Annotated in this window: 17 protein-coding genes; 16 read left to right on the forward strand and 1 reads right to left on the reverse strand. The window is 27.0% G+C overall.

Annotation, left to right across the window (positions count from 1 at the left end):
- Positions 1–118: 118 nt before the first annotated feature.
- From rsmA to metK, 8 genes are all read left to right on the forward strand, one after another.
- Positions 119–988: a 16S rRNA (adenine(1518)-N(6)/adenine(1519)-N(6))-dimethyltransferase RsmA gene (gene rsmA, locus AACK93_RS02315; RefSeq protein WP_339024997.1), complete on the forward strand. Its 870-nt coding sequence runs from the start codon at positions 119–121 to the stop codon at positions 986–988.
- Positions 978–1,973, forward strand: coding sequence for a ribose-phosphate pyrophosphokinase (locus AACK93_RS02320; RefSeq protein WP_339024998.1), 996 nt, complete (start codon positions 978–980; stop codon positions 1,971–1,973). The genes rsmA and AACK93_RS02320 overlap by 11 nt, the downstream gene beginning before the upstream one ends.
- Positions 1,974–2,040: 67 nt before the next feature.
- Positions 2,041–2,598 (forward strand): aminoacyl-tRNA hydrolase, encoded by a 558-nt coding sequence (pth, locus tag AACK93_RS02325; RefSeq protein ID WP_339024999.1) that lies wholly within the window; start codon positions 2,041–2,043, stop codon positions 2,596–2,598.
- 51 nt (positions 2,599–2,649) lie between these two features.
- A complete protein-coding gene (locus tag AACK93_RS02330; RefSeq protein ID WP_339025000.1) occupies positions 2,650–3,939 on the forward strand; it encodes an adenylosuccinate synthase in 1,290 nt (429 codons plus the stop codon).
- Between the two features lie 20 nt (positions 3,940–3,959).
- Positions 3,960–4,514: a DJ-1 family glyoxalase III gene (locus tag AACK93_RS02335; protein ID WP_339025002.1), complete on the forward strand. Its 555-nt coding sequence runs from the start codon at positions 3,960–3,962 to the stop codon at positions 4,512–4,514.
- 27 nt (positions 4,515–4,541) lie between these two features.
- The gene (gene purB / locus AACK93_RS02340) at positions 4,542–5,840 is read left to right on the forward strand and encodes an adenylosuccinate lyase (RefSeq protein ID WP_339025003.1); all 1,299 of its coding nucleotides are present in this window, start codon (positions 4,542–4,544) and stop codon (positions 5,838–5,840) included.
- Positions 5,841–5,852: 12 nt separating this feature from the next.
- On the forward strand, positions 5,853–6,698 hold the full coding sequence (gene rsmI, locus AACK93_RS02345) for a 16S rRNA (cytidine(1402)-2'-O)-methyltransferase (RefSeq protein ID WP_339025005.1): 846 nt from the start codon (positions 5,853–5,855) through the stop codon (positions 6,696–6,698).
- A gap of 402 nt (positions 6,699–7,100) precedes the next feature.
- A complete protein-coding gene (gene metK / locus AACK93_RS02350) occupies positions 7,101–8,264 on the forward strand; it encodes a methionine adenosyltransferase (protein WP_422398177.1) in 1,164 nt (387 codons plus the stop codon).
- A 63-nt stretch (positions 8,265–8,327) separates the two neighbouring features.
- Here the strand turns inward: metK and AACK93_RS02355 are convergent, their stop codons facing one another.
- Positions 8,328–9,038 carry a Pr6Pr family membrane protein gene (locus tag AACK93_RS02355; protein WP_339025009.1) on the reverse strand — a complete coding sequence of 237 codons (711 nt, stop codon included), beginning with the start codon at positions 9,036–9,038 and terminating at the stop codon, positions 8,328–8,330.
- A gap of 684 nt (positions 9,039–9,722) precedes the next feature.
- Here AACK93_RS02355 and AACK93_RS02360 point away from each other — a divergent pair.
- From AACK93_RS02360 to AACK93_RS02395, 8 genes are all read left to right on the forward strand, one after another.
- Positions 9,723–10,049 carry a hypothetical protein gene (locus AACK93_RS02360; protein ID WP_339025010.1) on the forward strand — a complete coding sequence of 109 codons (327 nt, stop codon included), beginning with the start codon at positions 9,723–9,725 and terminating at the stop codon, positions 10,047–10,049.
- Positions 10,050–10,051: 2 nt separating this feature from the next.
- A complete protein-coding gene (locus tag AACK93_RS02365) occupies positions 10,052–10,273 on the forward strand; it encodes a hypothetical protein (RefSeq protein ID WP_339025012.1) in 222 nt (73 codons plus the stop codon).
- 164 nt (positions 10,274–10,437) lie between these two features.
- Positions 10,438–10,668, forward strand: coding sequence for a hypothetical protein (locus tag AACK93_RS02370; protein ID WP_339025013.1), 231 nt, complete (start codon positions 10,438–10,440; stop codon positions 10,666–10,668).
- Positions 10,669–10,834: 166 nt separating this feature from the next.
- Positions 10,835–11,077, forward strand: a complete 243-nt coding sequence (locus AACK93_RS02375; RefSeq protein WP_339025014.1) for a hypothetical protein — start codon at positions 10,835–10,837, stop codon at positions 11,075–11,077.
- An 8-nt stretch (positions 11,078–11,085) separates the two neighbouring features.
- Positions 11,086–11,562 carry a hypothetical protein gene (locus AACK93_RS02380; RefSeq protein WP_339025015.1) on the forward strand — a complete coding sequence of 159 codons (477 nt, stop codon included), beginning with the start codon at positions 11,086–11,088 and terminating at the stop codon, positions 11,560–11,562.
- A 146-nt stretch (positions 11,563–11,708) separates the two neighbouring features.
- Positions 11,709–12,086, forward strand: coding sequence for a hypothetical protein (locus AACK93_RS02385; protein ID WP_339025016.1), 378 nt, complete (start codon positions 11,709–11,711; stop codon positions 12,084–12,086).
- A 208-nt stretch (positions 12,087–12,294) separates the two neighbouring features.
- A complete protein-coding gene (locus AACK93_RS02390) occupies positions 12,295–12,462 on the forward strand; it encodes a hypothetical protein (RefSeq protein ID WP_339025018.1) in 168 nt (55 codons plus the stop codon).
- Entirely contained in the window at positions 12,437–12,571 is a 135-nt protein-coding gene (locus tag AACK93_RS02395; RefSeq protein ID WP_339025019.1) for a hypothetical protein, read from the forward strand. Before AACK93_RS02390 ends, AACK93_RS02395 begins: the two co-directional genes overlap by 26 nt.
- Positions 12,572–12,725: the final 154 nt, after the last annotated feature.

The raw sequence follows: 12,725 nt of genomic DNA on the forward strand, positions 1-12,725 counted from the left end.
ACTTCTTTAAAGCAATACCTAAGAAAACTAAACGCGACCCCCTTAATTTAATCTTAAAATATTTCATTAAATATGTGTTATAATTGTGTGATATGAAAAACTATTATAGGATTTGAAAATGAAACCACAAACAATACTTTTAAAATATAATTTACATCCGGTTAAAAAATGAGGACAGAATTTTTTAAATAATGAAAAAATAGTTAATCAAATTACAAATAGTTTTGGATGTGAGAATACTGATGGCATTTTAGAAATTGGACCCGGATTAGGAATAATGACGGCTAGTCTTTTAAAAAAGGCGCAAAAAGTAGTTAGTATTGAAATTGATAAAAAATTAATTCCAATTTTAAATGAACAATTTAAAAATGAAGCAAATTTTAAACTTATTAATGATGATTTTTTAAATGTTAATTTATCATTACTAATTAAAGAATATTTTGTTAATATTAAACGAATTCATATTGTTGCTAATTTACCATATTATCTAACATCACCAATTTTATTTAAATTATTAGATAATGTTCAGTATTTTACGAGTTTTACATTAATGATGCAAAAAGAAGTAGCCCAAAGAATTACTAGTTTACCAAATAATAAAGCATATAGTAATTTAAGTGTAATTTGTCAATATTATAGTAAAGTTAGTATTCCTTTAAAAATAAGTCGTCATAATTTTTTTCCTGAACCTAATGTTGATAGTTGAATTGTTTATTTTGCTTTACAAAAAAATTATCAAGTTGATAATGAAAGAGAATTTAATGATTTTGTTCGCAAATTATTTGCTATGAAAAGAAAAACTTTACTTAATAATTTAAATCTGATTACCAATCATAAACAAATTTCTGAATCATTAATTTTAAAATTAAATTTACCTTTAACCATTAGAAGCGAGCAGTTAACAATTGAACAGTTTATCAATTTATACTATTCTGTTAAAGATAATGGTAATATAATATTAATGAGGAGGTCATTTAATGACAAATAATAGTTATGAGCATGTTGCTTTTTTTGGATTGAATGCCAGTAAAAAATTAGCACAAGAAATTTGTAATATTCTTAAAGTTCCTTTACAAGGAGCAAAAGTAAATAATTTTGCGGATGGTGAAATTTCTGTTGAATCTTTAATGTCGGTTCGTGGTAAAGATATTTATTTAATTCAATCAACATCATTTCCAGTTAATGAAAATTTAATGCAATTATTAATTTTTATTGATGCTTTAAAACGAGCATCAGCTAATAAAATTAATGTTGTAATTCCATATTTTGGTTATGCACGACAAGATTGGAAAGCAAAAGGGCGTCAGCCAATTACTGCCAAATTAATAGCTAATATGTTAACTGGCGCCGGAGCTGATCGAATTATGTTAGTTGACATTCATTCGTCACAAATTCAAGGTTTTTTTGATATTCCTGTTGATGATTTACGGTCAAGTCATGATTTTGCGGAATATTTTTTAGAAAAAAAACTTAATAATGTTGTTGTTGTATCCCCGGATCATGGTGGTGTTACCCGAGCGCGACATTTAACAACTTATTTACCTGGCGAATTAGCAGTTGTTGTTAAAAAACGCTCTGAACCTAATGTTAGTGAAGTTGAATTTGTGCTTGGTGATATTAAAGATAAAAACTGTATTATTATTGATGATATGATTGATACTGGCGGCACCATTGTTAATGCAGCGAAAGCATTAAAAGATGCTGGTGCTAAGACTGTTTATATTGCTGCAACTCATCCAATATTTAGTGGTAAGGCTGTTGAACGGTTAAAACATGCTGTTGCTAGTGGTATTGTGAATGAAGTTGTTGTTACTAATTCAATTGAATTATTAGAAGCAAAAAAATTTACTGGTTTAAAAATAATTTCTATTGCTGGTTTTTTAGCGAAGATGATTAATGCTTCTATTAATTGTGAATCATTGTCAGAAATATATGCCACTCGTTCAAAAAAATTATCAAATTTACAGGAGTAATAGTTAATTAACTCGCATTCTATCGAGTTTTGTTTATTTAATGAATTTTTTTGAGAAAGGTTAAAAAATGAAATTAATTGTAGGTCTAGGAAACCCTGATAAAGAATATGTCAATACGCGACATAATATTGGTTTTCAAATTATTGATGCTTTAGTTAAAAAATGAAATATTAAGTTAGATAATAAAAAAATGGATGGTCAATATGGTAAAACGATTAAAAATAATGAAAGTATTATTTTGTTAAAACCATTAACATATATGAATTTATCAGGATATAGTGTTTCATCAATAACTAATTATTTTAAAATTGCAATATCCGACATCATTGTTATTTATGATGATGTTGATTTACAACTTGGGGTTATAAAATTACGGCGTGGTGGTGGTGGTGGTGGTCATAACGGTATTAATAGTATTATTAATAGTTTAAATAATAATAAAATTAAACGGATTAAAATTGGTATTGGTAAAGATAATGCTTGTGATGCTAGTTCTTGGGTTTTAGGTAAATTTACTAATAAAGAAAAACCAATCATTGATGACACAGTTAATAAAGTTTTAAATATTATTGATGATTTTGTTGTTGATTTTAATTTTGAAAGAGTTATTAATATTTATAATTAAGTTTTATAGTAAAATACAAGTAATAATAAAATAATTAAAGGAAGTAATGAAATGAAAAATACATTAGCAATTATTGGTAGTCAATGAGGTGATGAAGGAAAAGGCAAAATAAGTGATTATTTTGCTCAAAATAGTGCCGTTATTGTTCGCTGGGCTGGTGGTGATAATGCTGGTCATACAATAGTTTTTAATAATGAAAAATATAAGTTAAATTTAGTTCCTTCAGGGATATTTAATGAGCAAGCAATCAATATTATTGCTAATGGTTGTGTTATTAATTTAGAAAAGTTAATTATAGAAATTAAAAGTTTACAAGATAAAGGTTTTTCGTGTCGTAATTTAAAAATTTCGAATCGTGCCCATGTCATTATGCCATATCATTTAAAAATTGATGAATATCAAGAAACAAAGCGAAAAAATATTATCGGGACAACTAAAAGAGGCATTGGTCCCGCATATGAAGATAAAATCGCAAGAGTAGGAATTAGAATTTGTGATTTAGAAAATCCATTAACATTAAAAGCAAAATTAGAAAATGTTATTGCGATTAAAGAATATATTTTAAAACAAATATATCAAGATAATTTGCATACTACTATAGTAGATAATTTATTAAAACAATGTCAAGAGTGATATGCGGTAATCAAACAATATGTTTGTGATATTTCATTATTATTAAATAATTTAATTAAAGCAAATCAAAAAGTATTATTTGAGGGCGCCCAAGGCGTGATGCTAGATATTGACCACGGAACATATCCCTTTGTTACTAGTTCTAATCCGTCAGCATCATCAATTGCTGTTGGGGCAGGAATTGCTCCGTGAATGGTTAATAATATATTAGCAATTAGTAAACCATATAATACTCGTGTTGGTGGTGGTGTATTAATTACGGAAATGAATGCTGAAATGGCCCATACAATTAGAGAAGTTGGCAGAGAGTATGGTACGTTATCATTACGACCACGCCGGATTGGTTGATTAGATATTGTTGTTTTACAACATGTAAGTCGTGTTAATGGGTTTACATCATTAGCAATTACGCTTTTAGATGTTTTAAGCAATATTAAATTATTAAAATTATGTGTTGCTTATATTTATAAGGGTGAAAAAATTAATTATATTCCGGCCGATATTGAAGAGTATGAAAAATGTAAACCAGTTTATATGGAATTAGCTGGTTGAGAAGCGGATATTACAAAAGTAAAATCGTGAGCAGAATTACCTAAAAATGCTAAAATTTATTTACGAACAATTAGTAAATTAGTTGATTTACCATTGGCATTATTTTCTGTTGGCCCAGATCGTGAACAAACAATTTTATTAACTGAAATATTTTAAGAAAAAAGAGGTTTTAATTAATGGCAACAGTAGCAATTTTTTTAGCAACTGGTTATGAAGAAATTGAAGCAATAACTGTTATTGATATTTTACGAAGAGCAAAAATTAATATTGATATTATTAGTAGTGAAAATAAAGATTTTATTGTGGGTGCTAATAATATTACTATTAAAAGTGATTATTATTTTAGTCAAATGTCTAATGCTAATGATTACGCGATGCTAATTTTACCTGGTGGAGCGGCGGGTGTTAATAATTTACAAAAAAATGAACATTTAATGAATTTATTAAAAACATTTAATAAAAAAAATAAATTTATTGCCGCGATTTGTGCTGCCCCGCAAATTTTAGGATTGTTAGGTATTGCTAATAATAAGAATATTAGTGTTTATCCTGAGTGTTTCAATGGTTTAGAAACTGCTAAAATTATTAGCAATAAAGCTGTTGTTATTGATGGTCATATTATTACGGCATCATCACCCGGTGTTGCAATTAAGTTTGCTTTACAACTAGTCGCAATATTAACTAATGATAATATTAAAGAAATGATTACAAAGCAGTTAGTAATTTTATAAATCTATTTCCATAAAGGAGGAACAAAGATGATTAAGCGTTATCAAACAAAAGAAATGAAAATGATTTGAAGTGAAGAAAAAAAATATGATACTTGATTAAAAGTAGAATTATTAGTGTGTGATGCATGAGGCAATTTAGGATTAATTGATAAATCTGATTTAAAAAAATTGAAAAAAGTTAAAGTTGATTTAAAATTAATGAATAATTTAGAAAAACAAACACAACACGATATGATTGCTTTTACAAGAATGTTATCACATAGTTTAGAAAATGAAAAACGCTGAATTCATTTAGGATTAACTTCAACTGATGTTGTTGATACTGCCCAAAATTATTTAATTAAGCAAGCAAACGATGTTATTGTTAAAGAACTTAAAAAATTATTAGATAATTTAAAACTGAAAGCTTTAAAATATCGGAATTTAATTTGTATTGGAAGAACACACGGCATATTTGCCGAACCGACTTCTTTTGGTTTAAAATTTGTTTTATGATATGAAGAAATTAATCGGCAAGTGGAAAGATTTTTGTTAGCTCGCAAGCAAATTGAAGTTATTAAAATTTCTGGTGCGATTGGTAATTATTCGAATATTGAACCAGTTGTGGAAGATTTTGTTAGAAAAGAGTTAGGATTAAGCGTTGATAATATTTCAACGCAAGTAATTCAAAGAGATCGGCATGCGTTTCTTTTTAGTGTTTTTGCAAATATTGCTTCCACATTAGAAAAAATTGCTCTTGAAATTCGTCATAGTCAACGAAGTGAAGTTGATGAAATCCGCGAAGGATTTTCATTAAACCAAAAAGGTTCCAGTGCGATGCCTCATAAGCAAAATCCAATTGGGAGTGAAAATATTTGCGGGTTAGCTCGTTTGATTCGTGCCAATAGTATTGTTGCTTATGAAAATAATTTATTATGAAATGAAAGGGATATTTCTCATAGTTCTAATGAAAGAATAATTATTAGTGGAACATTTTCATTATTACATTTTATTTTAAAGCGGATTAATATGATTCTTAATCTTTTAGAAGTTAATGAAAAAAATATTGCTTTAAATATTGAAAAAACATTTAATACCTTTTTTAGTCAAAGATTATTATTAGAAATTATTAAGAAAACCAAATTTTCTCGTGAAAAAATTTATGATTTTTTACAAGAGTGTACCTTTGCTAGTTTAAAAGAAAAACGAGATTTTAAGGAAGTCGTTAAAGAATATAAAATTTCTAAATATTTAGATGATGAGCAATTAGAAGAATGTTTTGATATTAATTATTTTGTTCGTAATGTTAATATTATTTATGAACGAGTTTTTCCTAAAAGAGAATAGGATAAGATAATAATGATTCAGAAAAGTTTTCGTAATGAGCGACCATCATTATATTTAGTAGCAACACCAATTGGCAATTTAAAAGAGTTAAATAGTCGGATTGCAGAAACCTTACAACTTGTTGTTGTGATTTTTTGTGAAGATACAAGAGTAAGTAATAAAATATTACAATATTTTAATATTAAGAAAAAACTTATTTCATTACATCAACATAATGAAAAAAAACGAATTGATTTAGTATTACAATCTTTAGATAATAATCAATCAGTTGCTTTGTTAAGTGATGCTGGATATCCGTTAATATCGGATCCTGGATATCAATTAGTCCAAGCAGTAATTGCTAAGGAATATAATGTTGTCAGTATTAGTGGTTCTAGTGCGTTATTAAATGCTTTAGTTTGTTCAGGATTGCCACCATATCCGTTTTCATTTTGAGGTTTTTTAGACCACAAAGCAGAAAAACTTAAACAACAAGTTGAACAATTAAAATATCGTTCTGAATCGTTAATTTTTTATGTTGGTGTGCATCATTTAGAAAAAACATTAAGGGTAATGAAAGAAATTTTAGGTAATCGTGATGTTTGTTTAGCGAGAGAGTTAACTAAGCTGTATGAAACTATTTATCGAATGTCATTAAATCATATTATTAACCTTAATTTAGCTTCATTAAAGGGCGAATTTGTGTTAATTATTAAAGGATATGAAGCGGTGGTTGATTATAGTTCCTTAACTATTAAAGATCACATTATCTTAGTAGCTAAAAAACAAAATATTACTATTAAAGAAGCAATAAAGGAAGTAGCAAATATGCGAAATCTTCCTAAAAGTCTTGTATATCAAGTTTATCATCAAGAGTAACTCTAGAAGGGGCGCATAAAGTTTGTTAGAGCCTGTCCAAAATTCTGTGTCTCGATAATTCATTCTGAATTATATCGAGACACAGAATTTTGGACAGGCTCATATAATTAGCTGATTGTTTTACTTCTTCAAAACAATATCTAAGAAAACTAAACGCCACCATTACTTTTAAGTGATTTGCATTTCTAAGTAATTAATGTTAATATTTTTAAGAACAATTTAAAATTTTCATTCACTTATTTCTGAACTGGATATGCTAGTTTTAACCAGTAGCAACCCTTTTATTTTTAAAAGAAGGTGCTTCTAGCAGGGTAAATACCAACAATAAGGGGAGGATTATATCTAAAATATAAAACCTTCTTTTTAGTTAAAGAAGGTTTTATATTATTTAAATAAATATTAATGGAGGAAAGTATGAGAAAAATATTATTTACTAGTGAATCTGTTAGTGAAGGACATCCCGATAAGATTTGTGATCAAATAGCTGATGCTATTTTGGATGCTTGTTTAGAACAAGACCCGCAAACAAGACTGGCTTGTGAAGTTCTTATTACTACTAATATGGTTATTATTGGTGGCGAAATTAAATCATCAGCGATTGTAAATTATGAAGCGATTGCTAGAAAAGTTATTTGTGATATTGGTTATATTGATGAAAAAATTGGTATTAATGGTAATACTTGTCATATTCAAGTATTAATTCATAGTCAGTCACAAGATATTATTCTTGGTGTGGAACATAATCATCAATTAGCAGCAGGAGATCAAGGAATTATTTTTGGTTATGCTACTAATGAAACTAAAACTTATATGCCGTTAGCCATTCAAATTGCCCACGATTTAGTACATTTGGCTTCTTCTTTAAGAAAAAATCAACAATTTAAAGATGCTCGTCCTGATATGAAATCACAAGTAACAATTGATTATACTGATTGGTTACAACCTAAAATTGATACGATTTTAATGTCAATTCAACATCATCCTGATTATAATGAAAGTGAATTTAAAACATTTATTCATCAAAAAATTATGTTAGTTATTGCTAAGAAATATAATTTAAATTTTGATTTTAAATTTTTGATTAATCCGACAGGAAGATTTGTTGTTGGCGGACCTTATGGTGATACTGGATTAACAGGAAGAAAAATTATTGCGGATACTTATGGCGGATATGCTCGTAGTGGTGGCGGCGCCTTTTCCGGTAAAGATGCTACTAAGGTTGATCGAGCCGCTGCTTATATGGCAAGAAAAGTTGCTAAACATATTGTTGCTTTAAATTGGGCTGATAAATGTGAAATTCAATTGGCATACGCTATTGGTATGAAAGATCCGATTGCTGTTTATGTTGAAACATTTAATACTGAAAAGATTGCTCTTAATATAATTAGTGGTGCTGTTAGTGCTGTTTTTGATTTTTCGATGCAAGGAGTGATTGATTGTTTACAGTTAATGCAACCGATTTATCAAAAAACTACCGTTTATGGTCATTTTGGTAAAGATGATAATTTTAGTTGAGAAAAATTGGATTGTTTAGAACAATTAAAAGATTATATTAAAGATAAGTAAGTAAAAATGAGAACAACTAGTTGTTCTCATTTTTAAAATTTAAATTATTTTCTAATATTCTTTTTATTTTTTATTTTTAAAATTGTTAATAAATATGTATAGCAAGTTAAATACAATAAATAAAAATAAAATTAAAGTTGCAAAGATAATAAACACTAAAATCCCGTTCATTCCAAAATTTTCTTTATGAGCGTTTAAGAAAAAGTAAGGGTATGATAAGTTTTCTTTACCATCTGTTCAGCGCATTTCGCCACGAATCATAACATAGATAATGTATGTTAACGGATAACTTAAATATATTCAGATATTTTTTTTAAAATAGTTATTTAATTCAATTTTTTTACTACCAATATTTCAAATGCCATAAATAATCATTAATAAAGGAACAATAATGTGTTGGGCAACACCATAAATTCAGGCATTTATTCCCATATCTTTAAAAGCTGTGGGCATTAGGACTGTAATTCAAACAAAAAAAGTTACGGAAATATAACTAGTTATGAAAAGTTTGCTTGTTTGTCCTGTTAAAATACTTTTATCTTCATCTTGATAATTAATTGTTGCTAATAGAAATCATATTGCAACAATGATATTTGATTGGGTAGTAAAAAAAGATAAATAATGAACTGTAAAATCACCATATAGAAATGGTAATTCAGATTTAGGTACTCATGATTTTAATGCCATTGAATTAATATAAGCAACAATTAAAAATGCTATTGTAAATATGAAAGCAAATATTTTAAAGATCAGTTTTCCTTGTGTTGATTTCATAAGGCCCTCCGTAGATTTTCTCTAATTAAAAATATTATATCAAAATTAGACAACAGATTGTTTTAAAATTTTGTTTATAACCATATCACAGACTTACAACAAGCACAAGAGATTTTTTAAAAAAGGGATGATAAATTATAAAATAATGTAAAAAATTTTTTAAAATTGTTATAATGGACGCATAAAGTTTTGTTATGTATGTAAATATTTGAATAAGTATTAAGACAGTCAGCAATGATTGTCTTTTTATTTTATAAGATGTTAAAAATTTGTTCTTTGAAAATTAAATACAAGTGAGTTAATAATGTTGGTATGTATTAAAGCACGATAAATTGTGGGTGGTCGCCATAACCAAAAGAAGTTTACCAGTTAATAGATAACATCCTATTAGCTATAGCAATTTGTTTCGTTTTGCAATAAAAAAATGAATGGGTGGATTTCCTAAAAATATACACGCTATTAAATTAGTTCCAAGGGCAGGATGCGGACATTAAAGTGTAGAAATTTCTATATGGAGGTATGCTAAGTTTAAAATTATTAAAATCTTTATCTAATTAAAAAACAAAATTTAATAACAAAGCTTGTTAAACACTTAAATCTGCGATATATAAGTGTTTAAAAAACTAAGTTAGTTAACTAAGTTAATATAACTTAGTTTATCTATAATAAGAAAGGTAATTTAATATGAAAAACATTGAAAAAATTTTCTTAAATACCAAGAAATATCTTTTAAAAGAAACACAAAACGCAATATTTATTAAAGCGCCAAAAATTCCGTGATTTAATGAACAAATCGGTATTTGTTTTGCAAAGCGATTTGTTTATAAAGGAAAATATGAAAATTCAATTTGCATCGAAATAATCAAGAATAGTAAATATCAAGTAATTTCAATTAATCAAAAAGAAAATGAAACAAAATTAATTAAGGGGCAAGAATTATTAAGTTTCTTTATTGCCGAAAAAGAAAACAATAAAAAAGATATAAATTATAACTATTTTAAAGAAGTTTAAAAATGAATATTGCGATTGGAATAATATTTACTATTATTTGCATAATGTTATTGACATATTTTGCTTATAAAATTTATGCCAAAATAAAAATGCGAATTAAATATAAAAATGCCATTAAAAATAATATTGGTAATTTTACAAAAGACGAAAAATTATTTATTGCTCGCTTTGAAGAATGAGTTAAAGCTCCTAATTCAAAAGAAAATAATGAGAATAAAAAATAATGTTTTGAGAAATTATTATGGAATTCTTAAAACTGTTTGTTTCGATAGAAAAAATGCCTGCATAAGTCGCGTTTATTGTCGGATTAATTATTATCATTGCTTTTATTTTCGTCTTAATTTCAATTATGTATTTACCAATAAAAATGATTTTTGGGAGATAAAAAATGACAATAAACTTAAAAGAATTTAATTGAGAACAAATTAAACAAACTTTCTGAGATTTATTTATTCAAATTATAACTATTCCAGCCCACATTACTGGTGGTAAAGAAATTAAATTAATCGAAGTACCATTTTGACTTTTAATAGCAAATATTGCTTTTTGATTCTTAACAGCGATTATGGTGTGATTTATTTTAATGCTGCTTTGAAAAAGCATATCAGTATTTAGATAGAAACAAAAGTAATGTCAAGAAGTTACATTGTGATGCATTCCCGAAGAAATTCAAAATTAATTAGAAAAAAATATAACCGTGTTAATGTTAATCGTGGTTTTAACAAATTTAAGAAAAAATTTGAATATAAATGATGAATGTTTTAAAAAGAAAGGGGAGTGATTATATGATTGGAACTTTCTTAACAGAAGCACCAGCAGTAACAAAAATAACAGCTAGTGACGCAATGACTAAATTATGAAATGCGATTATAACAGCATTTACTAAAATGTGAGAAATTATTGCTGTTAATATGCCACAAATCGGCAACTTCTTTGCTGACTACTGAATATTCATTTTTCCATTTATTTTGGCAATATTCTTTATTTGTTTTAAAATGTTTGAAAAACTACTTGGCGCAGTCCGCTAACAAAAAAAGTGAGGTGCAAGATAAAATTTTGCAAATGAATAATAGAAAAAAATAACCATTTTATTGAATTGAATCGCACCTCATTTTTAATTTTATGACATTGGGGAGCAATTTGATATATTTACAACGGTTATTTTAAAAATATTGTAAGTTATTTATTTTTATCGGGTTGTATTTTAATTTTCCTTTTTAAAATCAATAATTTAACACAAATTAACAAAGTTATTAACTTTTTAAAAAACTCACCATTAAATATTGTTATTGGTTCATTAGGAACTGGAAAAACTGCTTTTCTAGTATACGCATCAAAATTACTAAAAAAGAAGAAATATCACACCGCCTCAATCTTTCCATTACTAGAAACCCAAAAATTAAGTTTAGGGCATATGCATATAGAATTATTAGACTTTGATTATCCGATATTGCCAGATAAGACCTTATTTCTATGAGATGAAACCAATTTATTTTTAGAAGGAACTGATTAAGAAAAAAATAATACCAAAAACGAAGAAACTGGTATCCAAGAATATTTTGCTCTGGCGCGCCATTTTGGTCATATTGTGCTGGCTGGCGGTCAAAGAGATAAACATATTTGAGTTAAAGTTCGCGATATTGCTAATAATGTGAGATTGTGGGCATTCGTAAAAAACCCGTTAATATTTTTCGTCCCTATTTAAAAGTCATCTATGGTACCTTTACTAGTATTGAAGAATATGAACGCTGACGAAACACCTTAATTGATGCTAAAAATAGTAAAAAAGGTCGTCGCGTTAAATATCGTGATATTCCTGCACTTGATATTTATTTTTTTAAACTAAAAATTCCTCTACCAATACTTAACACTTACAATTCTTTTTACCTAGCATTTTTAAGAGATTACTTAAATTCAAAAGTAAATCCTGACTATGAAGACAAATACTATACTGACACCGCAATTGATTTAGAAGACTTGGAATACTTAAAAATGGATAAATTTAGCAAATTTTTAAGAAAAATGAAAGAAAAATAACGGTTAATTCTGTTTTTAGTAGCGACAGTTATTTAGTAGACATTAATTAAATTAAATTAAGTTTTATTTAATATTTTTGTTTCATTATCAGTTCAATTCCAATAACAATCATAATTTAGAAAAAAATTGCCATTGTTGTAAAACCAAATAAAAACTCAAATATATTATATACAAGAGTTCGTGTGCTCTATGAAAGGAACAATAAAAAATGGAAAATCTTGCAAAAATGGCCGACTTTCTTGAACAAATGCTTTATAAAGTTTTTGATTTAATTTGAAGTCTTGAAGTACCAGGGGACGAATATTCAATTAATATTTCCTTTATTCTTAACGCTGGCTGTAGAATTTCTTATGGCAATTATTCTTGGATTTGGTAGTCAACAAGTTAATTTAGAAAAACAACGCCAATATGCTGTTAAAAATAAGGGGCGTTTAAGTGCATGAGGAAAAGCTAAAAAACAAATAAAGCCAAAACAAGGTAATTAACAATGTTTAAACTAATTATTATTTTTATCTTAATAACTCTGTTCTTGGGTTATTAGCTGGTAGTCATTTTGAAACTTTAACGAACTATATTAGTGAAGGGCTTGCCAATTTCTAAAAATTTATTACTAGCAATTTAACAATTTTAGAATTATTT

The organism is Spiroplasma endosymbiont of Agriotes lineatus, assembly GCF_964019485.1.
In the GTDB taxonomy this organism is placed as follows: Bacteria; Bacillota_I; Bacilli_A; order Mycoplasmatales; family Nriv7; genus Nriv7.